The organism is Palleronia sp. (genome assembly GCF_042089775.1).
In the GTDB taxonomy this organism is placed as follows: Bacteria; Pseudomonadota; Alphaproteobacteria; order Rhodobacterales; family Rhodobacteraceae; genus Palleronia.
The window spans coordinates 1-3,789 of sequence record NZ_JBELKF010000178.1 but is presented as its reverse complement, the minus strand read 5'-3'; the positions used below and the strand labels follow the sequence as shown (position 1 = coordinate 3,789).

Sequence of the window (3,789 nt, the reverse complement as noted above, 5' to 3'; positions counted from 1 at the left end):
GAACGCCATCGTGCCGTCGGCCTTCCCTTAGGCCCTGACCACCCACCTCCATGTGAGCGCCCGCCAGATCGAGCAGGTCGATATGCGCGACGGCCGGATGACCCTCGGCGAGCTCTACGGGGCCCTGGCCCGATGAACCGTTCACCGATGCCTTTGCCCGAGATCATCCGCAGCCTCGAGACCATCGCCGCGCGGCGCCCGGGCAGCTTCAACCCGCGCACCGAGATCCGCGTCGTGGTCGCGCCGAACGCGATCACCCCGAACGTCTTCCTGCGCTTCCTGCTGACCAGGTTCGACACGAGTGCCCGCGAGATCGAGAAGGTCGACATGCGGGACGGCCGGATGACGCTGGGCGAGCTCTACGACGCCCTCACCTGACCAGTCCCGCGGCGGAACGTCAGAGCCCCGCGACCTCGAGCGCGTTCGTCGCGCGCCAGGTCTCGAGCGCCTCGTCGGGGTTGTCGAACGGGTAAAGTTCCAGCAGCTCGGCGCCGCGGTCGAGCGTCGTCCGGAAGTGGGCTTTCGCCTCTCGCGCATCGACCGGATCGCCCGCCCTCATCTCGCTGAAATCGGCCGTGGTGGCGGTCGGTTCATCCTCGCCGGCAGGACGGTAGACGGCGGTCCAGTGGGTGAAGGTGGGGCTCATCAGCATGCGCATTTCCTGTTGTTGTTGATTGGCGTGCCCGGGCGGTGGTCGCCGCCCGGAGCGAAACTCATAACACGAAAATGGCCGCGCGGTTCGCGGCGTGACGCGATGTCGCGGCGAGATCAGGGCGCGCACCACCAAGAGGCATGCGCCAGCGACCTTCGAAGGGTCCCCTGGAAAGACAACTTCGACGCTACGCAAAACCCGCCGAGGTTCAAAGGCACCCCGGGCAAGACAACGCGTTCGATCCGTTCAAGCCGAGATCGTCCCGTCGGCCGCGAGCCCCTTATGCAGCCGCCGTAGGCTGGCGATGAGCCCGGCGTTTATCTCTGCGCCGTTCGGCAGCCGCTCGGCTGGATCAGGGATGCCCATGCCCTCGTTCCAAAGGGTCGGGTCGAGCCCGGCCTCATTGAGCACGATCTCCGACCGCTCGGCCGCGCGCTCGAGCTGCCCGTAGAGCTGCGCCAGCATCGCCCAGGCCGCCGCGGGCACCTCCCGGCTGCCGTCGATCCAGCCCCGCACGACCTCGGCCGGCTGGTCGAAGAAAGGGATAGCCGCCTGCTCGTCGAGGCCGCAGATCTGAAGCACGCGTTCGAAGGACGTCATGGAGCACCTCGGAAACTGTATTGCCCGAGGCTAGGCGGATTCCACGGGGGCTCGCCAGCCGGAGGGTGACGCTGGGTCGCGTGGCTGTAGCGCGCGGATCGCAGTGCCGCAGCGCGGCAACGGCTCGGGATTTTCGGTCGCAGCGTGGATGGTCGCTCCACAGACGGCATTCTCAGGCCGAGGTGGATAGGGTGGGCGCGTCAGAGCTGGAGAACATCGATCGAGCGACCGAGGAAGGTCAGATCAGAGGGCAGCGAGGGATCAAGGACTTCCCCCGCATTGGTGAGGGACAGAGCGGCGCGCTCGAAGGCTTGGTCAATGGCTGCCAGACGGGCCTGCCAATCACAGCCATGGGCTGCGGGAACTCGCAAAGTGTAGATACCGTGGAGCCGGACAAGCTGTCCAATGCGGCCAAGCTTCGCGTAGCCGCGGACAGCACCAAGAATGGGGAGGTGGCGCAGCGCCTCCGCAATTCCGGTCCCCGGCTCCGCGCCATCGCAATAGGTCGTGTCCCGCAGGATCGTCTCGTAATCGAGCCCCTCGATACCCAGGCGATGCAGATCATCCGGAGAGAGGCCTGACCAGGCCTCGGAAAGCATGGCCACGATCGCGTGGTCAGCTCGCAGAAGCTCGGCTTCGGAAAACCAAGGCTCCGGCCTTCACTGAGTGCCTAATCGCGCTCGGCGGGTGTGGCGTGAAGCGTGGGACAAGGGACAAAGCCGGCGTCGATGGGGATCTGGTGGATCATGGGAGGTTCCGTCATGCGACTCTTCATTAGAGGAAGAGTGTTGACGCTTACGGAAGCAGGGAAACATTGGCCCTGCCAAGCCGCCCCTGACGGGGAAAACGTAGAGACGTTGAGGCATTTCCCGCGGTCGTGATGGTGTCGCAGGGGCAGGTGATGAGACAAAAAAAGCGGCTCCCGCGAGGGAGCCGCCAGAACCAGAACGAGTTATGTGATGTCAGTCAGAGGGATAGTCGCGTGCCGCTACATGAGCCTTGAACCCCTCGCACGCGTCATCGACAACCCAGATATCAGGTTGCCCACCGTGGCCTCCTGATCAGGCTTGGACCTCTCCGAAGGTCGGCGATCTTACACCAGTCGATAGGACACTATCGTCCGAAGCGAATAAAAAAGACGAGGAAGCACAAGCCGATGAAGGCCATGATGAAAGCGAGTGCCGTTTCGCCCGCGTGTGCGAGCGCTTCCAGCGCCTCGCCGACTTCCTGGTTCTCGGCCATGAGTGTGCCGAAATGCTCTGATACGGCATAGGGCAGGGCGAGGAACATGAAGATCGCGAAGAGCATGCCTGCGATGGTAACGCCAACATACTGCCGGCGCGCGCGCTTACGCCTGTCGGAGGCATAGGTAGACTCGTGCGGATGCGCAGCAAAGCAGGACCATTCGTCATCTTTGCACGGCAGCTTCAACTTCGGCAGGGCAGGAACGAACCGGCTGGCTACTTGGTAGCCGAGCACCGCTGGGACGACCCAGGAGACGGCCATGATCAGACGGAAGATGAACGTGGCGATGCTGGATCCATGTGACGCGACGAACAGGCCGATCATGCCGAGCACGGCTGCGATCATTCCGGTAAGGAAGATGTGACCGTATTCGTTGTGGTATAGGGTGGGCCCGCCGTGCTCGTCACGGGTCTTGTTGCCCCAGAGCGCGCCGAAGATGAATACGAGGGCGATGAAGTAGAAGATGAAGGAGAGGGCAAGAAAGTTCGGTTCGTCCATGGGAACTCCGTCAGGGATGATGATGTGCGCCCATGGGCGCGGCGGGGTCATTTGAAATGCCGGGGCCCGAGCAGGCAAGCGTCCCGGCTTCGATTTTGCCGGGAAGGGTTGCTTGGAAGCCTGCGGCATAGGTGGGCTGGGTGGCTGCTCGCGGCCCGCGCGAGGCGATGACGGCGTCGTAGTCGAGATCGAGCAGGACCTGGTCGACGCCTCGATCCAGCTCGGCTACCAAGGCGAGCTCGCCGCGCGCTGCGAGCTCGACCGCCGCACCGACCAGGTCTCGCTGGTCTGGCAGGCCGACGAGCCCTGCATCGACCGCATGGAGGTTCTCCAGATCCTCTGGGGGATGTCCGCCTGCATCGCAGCGCGGATCAACGCACATGCCATCGAGAAGGACGCCCCCAAGGTCGAGAAAGATTGCCTCCCGATGTAGGGCCGTCGCCTGGCGCGCGGTTGGTCGATGCCACTGCTGCCGACCGGGATATTGATGCATATTCTTTACACTAGGGCGCTCTGGAGCCGTAAGGTATCAGATATGCATCATTAACCGGAGCCTCCCGGGGGCGCATGGCGCTGGCGGCCCGCCCGTTTTTCGCATAGTGTTTGCGCAGTCCAACGAGGCATCCATGACCACTGACACCCCCACCCCGCCGGCCAACCCGAACACGCTCCCCCTCCCCTCCCGCGAGCTCGACGCCAAGCTGCACGAGATCTTCGTGGGCTCGGTGCTGCGGCTGAACTCGGGCATGTTCGACAAAGGGCGCCCGCTGCCGCACTACACCGCCTCGATCGAC

6 protein-coding genes are annotated in these 3,789 nt (G+C 64.1%); 2 read left to right on the top strand and 4 right to left on the bottom strand.

Annotation, left to right across the window (positions count from 1 at the left end; genetic code table 11):
- Nucleotides 1-132 precede the first annotated feature (132 nt).
- Nucleotides 133-378 carry a hypothetical protein gene (locus ACFDS3_RS19495; RefSeq protein ID WP_375264001.1) on the top strand — a complete coding sequence of 82 codons (246 nt, stop codon included), beginning with the start codon at nucleotides 133-135 and terminating at the stop codon, nucleotides 376-378.
- 19 nt (nucleotides 379-397) lie between these two features.
- Here the strand turns inward: ACFDS3_RS19495 and ACFDS3_RS19490 are convergent, their stop codons facing one another.
- The 4 genes from ACFDS3_RS19490 to ACFDS3_RS19475 all read right to left on the bottom strand — a co-directional run bounded on the left by ACFDS3_RS19490 (nucleotide 398) and on the right by ACFDS3_RS19475 (nucleotide 2,995).
- A complete protein-coding gene (locus ACFDS3_RS19490) occupies nucleotides 398-652 on the bottom strand; it encodes a hypothetical protein (protein ID WP_375264000.1) in 255 nt (84 codons plus the stop codon).
- Nucleotides 653-898: 246 nt separating this feature from the next.
- A complete protein-coding gene (locus ACFDS3_RS19485) occupies nucleotides 899-1,252 on the bottom strand; it encodes a hypothetical protein (RefSeq protein WP_375263999.1) in 354 nt (117 codons plus the stop codon).
- Nucleotides 1,253-1,452: 200 nt separating this feature from the next.
- Nucleotides 1,453-1,851, bottom strand: coding sequence for a hypothetical protein (locus ACFDS3_RS19480; protein WP_375263998.1), 399 nt, complete (start codon nucleotides 1,849-1,851; stop codon nucleotides 1,453-1,455).
- Between the two features lie 514 nt (nucleotides 1,852-2,365).
- On the bottom strand, nucleotides 2,366-2,995 hold the full coding sequence (locus tag ACFDS3_RS19475; RefSeq protein ID WP_375263997.1) for a hypothetical protein: 630 nt from the start codon (nucleotides 2,993-2,995) through the stop codon (nucleotides 2,366-2,368).
- A gap of 112 nt (nucleotides 2,996-3,107) precedes the next feature.
- Between ACFDS3_RS19475 and ACFDS3_RS19470 the strand changes: the two genes are divergently transcribed.
- Nucleotides 3,108-3,428: a hypothetical protein gene (locus ACFDS3_RS19470; RefSeq protein WP_375263996.1), complete on the top strand. Its 321-nt coding sequence runs from the start codon at nucleotides 3,108-3,110 to the stop codon at nucleotides 3,426-3,428.
- Nucleotides 3,429-3,789 lie beyond the last annotated feature (361 nt).

Coding starts and splice junctions, on each gene's coding strand:
- ACFDS3_RS19495 (WP_375264001.1), top strand. CDS start 133: ATGAACCGTTCACCGATGCCTTTGCCCGAGATCATCCGCAGCCTCGAG.
- ACFDS3_RS19490 (WP_375264000.1), bottom strand. CDS start 652: ATGCTGATGAGCCCCACCTTCACCCACTGGACCGCCGTCTACCGTCCT.
- ACFDS3_RS19485 (WP_375263999.1), bottom strand. CDS start 1,252: ATGACGTCCTTCGAACGCGTGCTTCAGATCTGCGGCCTCGACGAGCAG.
- ACFDS3_RS19480 (WP_375263998.1), bottom strand. CDS start 1,851: ATGCTTTCCGAGGCCTGGTCAGGCCTCTCTCCGGATGATCTGCATCGC.
- ACFDS3_RS19475 (WP_375263997.1), bottom strand. CDS start 2,995: ATGGACGAACCGAACTTTCTTGCCCTCTCCTTCATCTTCTACTTCATC.